Genomic DNA, 2,708 nt, shown 5'->3' with positions numbered 1-2,708 from the left:
GTCCAGCGGTGCGGTCGACGGCGTGGTGGCACCGGCCAGGGCGACCCGGGCGGTGGCGAAGGCTGATGGTGTGCCCGCTGCGCCGCCAGTGCCGCTCGACCACGCCGAACAGGGCGCCGCGCCGAACCGGCGAGATCACCGTCAGGACGTTGCGGTTGCGGCTGACGTACCACCGGGCGGCGTCGTCCGGCATGCCGTGGCCGGGCAGCGCCTGGCCCGCGGTCGGGACGCCGTGCTGCCACGACAGCGCCGGGCGGACCGCGTCGAGCGTGTGCTGGAGCAGGGCCTCGCAGCGGTCGGCGGCACCCGCCTGGTCCGCGGCCTGCGGGATCTCCCGGGGCGGGGCCCCGTCCGCGCTCACTTCGGCACCACCGGCTTGTTGCGGTCGCCGTGCCCGGTGACCACGTTGGCGGTGGCCTTGAGGGTGGCGGGGTCGCCGAGGTCGGCGTCGGCACCGGTGCGCAGCGCGACGTTCTTCACGTCCATGTCCTCCGACCAGCCGCTGTCACCGGTCACCACGGTGCTGCCCGACCAGTCGTTGCCCTGGGTGGCGCCCATCAGCGTGCCGTTGTGGTAGCCGGTGCCGATCGCGGTGAGGTTGGGCGGCTGGCCGTCGTGGGTGATCTTCAGGCCGGTCTGGAACTGGCTGAAGGGCTGGCTGCCGTCGTCGCCACCGCCGGAGCCGCCGGTCATCGAGATCGAGGTGCCGGCCACCCGCGGCGGGGCGTCGTAGTTCATCCAGACCACGGTGGCGGTCGACGCCTTGGGGTCGGCCTGGTGGGCGGCGACGGCGAGCTGGCGGCCGTAGCCGAGGTCGCCGTCGACGAAGGCCTGGTCCAGGCCGCCCTTGGAGGGGACGTAGCTGGCGATGTTCGTGGCCTTGTCCGGGTTCCCGTAGGACACGATCGGGCCGTTGCCCCCTACCCCGATGAGCATCATCGGCGGGTTGGACGGCGTGTCGAGCTGCTTCTGCAGGGCGTTCAGCCCGTCCAGTTTGGCCTGCGTCACGCCGGGGTCGGGGTGGCCGCCGGCCAGCTGGGTGGCCATCTGCTCGCGCAGCTGCGGGAGGTAGAGCCGGTTGGCGGCGTCCCGGTCCTGCGCGGGGATGCCGTCGGTGCCGCCGATCGTGCCCGGGTAGTCCTTGAGCAGCTGCTGACGGGTGTCCTCCGGCAGCGAGTTCCACCAGGCGGCGGAGGCCTTGGGGTCCTTGTTGCTCTGGATGTCGGCCGGGATGACGTTGTTCCACTGGCTGTGGTACAGGTCGTCCGACGCGGTCTGGTCGTCGACCGTGTCCTTCTGGCCCACGTCGGCGAGGTGGTTGATGCTGCCCGCCCAGCGCTCGTCGAAGCCGCGGATCCGCTCCTCGAAGTCCCTGATCTTCTGCTCGATCCCGGGGCGCTTGGCCTTCAGGTCGCTCAGCTGCTTCTGGAACTGCGGGTCGTTGCCGACCATGCCCGGGGATCCGCTGGCCTGGTCCTCCATCGTGATGCGGACCTCGGGCAGCCGGCCACCCGGCTCGAACAGCCAGTAGCCCTCGGCCTCGCACTCGTGCTTCAGCGCCGCCTGGTCGGCCTTCAGGAGCAGGAGCTCATCGGCGGCGTCGCGGAACTGCAGGTGGATGCTCTCCAGCTCCTGCTGGCAGTTCCTCAGCTGTCCTTCCAGGGCCTCCAGCTGCCCCTCCGCCGCGCTGGCGGCGTCGCCGGCCCAGCCGGAATTGAGCACCCGCTGCTGGGTGTTGACCCGCCAGTCGGCGGCGTGCCGGGTGAGCTTCTGCGCAACGGCCTCCCACCGCTCGGCCGCGGCGTGCAGATGACCGGCGTCGGCGGACCGCAGTTTGTCCCAGTACACCTCCTCGCTCACTGCGCGCCCCCGGTGGTGCCGTCGAGGTGCAGGGTGCCGGCCTGCTCGGCCTTGCGGTAGTTGCCGGCGGTGGTGATCAGGTTCCCCGCCGCGGCGTCGAGCTGGCCTGCCAGCCTGTCCAGGTGGGTGTGCCAGACGTCCCAGCAGCGGTCGGCGGCGGTGCCCATCTTCCAGCCGTACAGGCCGTTGCTGGGGGCGTCCGCGCTCTTCGGGTCCGAGTAGTGCTCCTGTGTGTACCCGGGAAGCTCCCCGCGCATCTGCCCGGCCACTTCCTTGCCCGCCTTGCCCGCGCCGTCCAGTTCTTCCGGTCTGACCGTGTACCCCGCCACAGCTTCCCCCTTGTTCGCCTGTCTGCGTCTTTCCCTCGCCCGCGTCCCGCCCGGCGGCGGCGCCGTCGGCCCCGTGGCCGTCCGGCACCGGCCGCGCCCGGACCGGATCCTGGCGGCTCAGCGTAGTAGATCATCCCGGACGCCCGGCCTGTCCCCGGATGCCGGGCCGCCGGGGCAGGGTCAACGGCTCCGCTCAGCTCTGTTCGGTGCCGCACGGAGCACGCGCCGGACCGCAGGACAACGCCACTGGCTGTTCAGCTGCCGGTCGGCGTGACCAGTGCGGGTGCGCGGTTCTCGTACTGCTCCACGAGCCGTTCGACATGTCCGATCCGCGCCAGCCCGGGGCAGAGCCGGCGAGCGCTGTCCAGGGCCGTCCGCGCCTCGCCGAAACGGCCGGCGCAGGCGAGCGCGGCCGCCCGGGAGCACCCTGCTCAGCCGTTGGCCGGCTGCGCCAACGAGCCCGTTGACGACCACCGGTACGTCGACGGCAGGGCGCACGAGCCGCCCGGGGGCGCCGGC

2 protein-coding genes and 2 pseudogenes are annotated in these 2,708 nt (G+C 72.5%); all 4 read right to left on the bottom strand.

The genetic code is table 11. The features are described from left to right. Positions 1–361 (bottom strand): annotated as a pseudogene (locus tag ABZ885_RS39000) (hypothetical protein); the annotation flags it as partial. After that, positions 358–1,860, bottom strand: coding sequence for an alpha/beta hydrolase (locus ABZ885_RS38995; RefSeq protein WP_360199621.1), 1,503 nt, complete (start codon positions 1,858–1,860; stop codon positions 358–360). The gene ABZ885_RS38995 and the pseudogene ABZ885_RS39000, both read right to left, overlap by 4 nt. Continuing rightward, the gene (locus ABZ885_RS38990; protein WP_360199619.1) at positions 1,857–2,189 is read right to left on the bottom strand and encodes a type VII secretion target; all 333 of its coding nucleotides are present in this window, start codon (positions 2,187–2,189) and stop codon (positions 1,857–1,859) included. The genes ABZ885_RS38995 and ABZ885_RS38990 overlap by 4 nt, the downstream gene beginning before the upstream one ends. Before the next feature lie 434 nt (positions 2,190–2,623). Then, positions 2,624–2,708 (bottom strand): annotated as a pseudogene (locus ABZ885_RS38985) (non-reducing end alpha-L-arabinofuranosidase family hydrolase); the annotation flags it as partial.

This window comes from Kitasatospora sp. NPDC047058 (genome assembly GCF_040643935.1).
Lineage (GTDB): Bacteria > Actinomycetota > Actinomycetes > Streptomycetales > Streptomycetaceae > Kitasatospora.
Note: the sequence above shows the minus strand (reverse complement) of the source record. Positions and strands in the feature narration are given on the sequence as shown.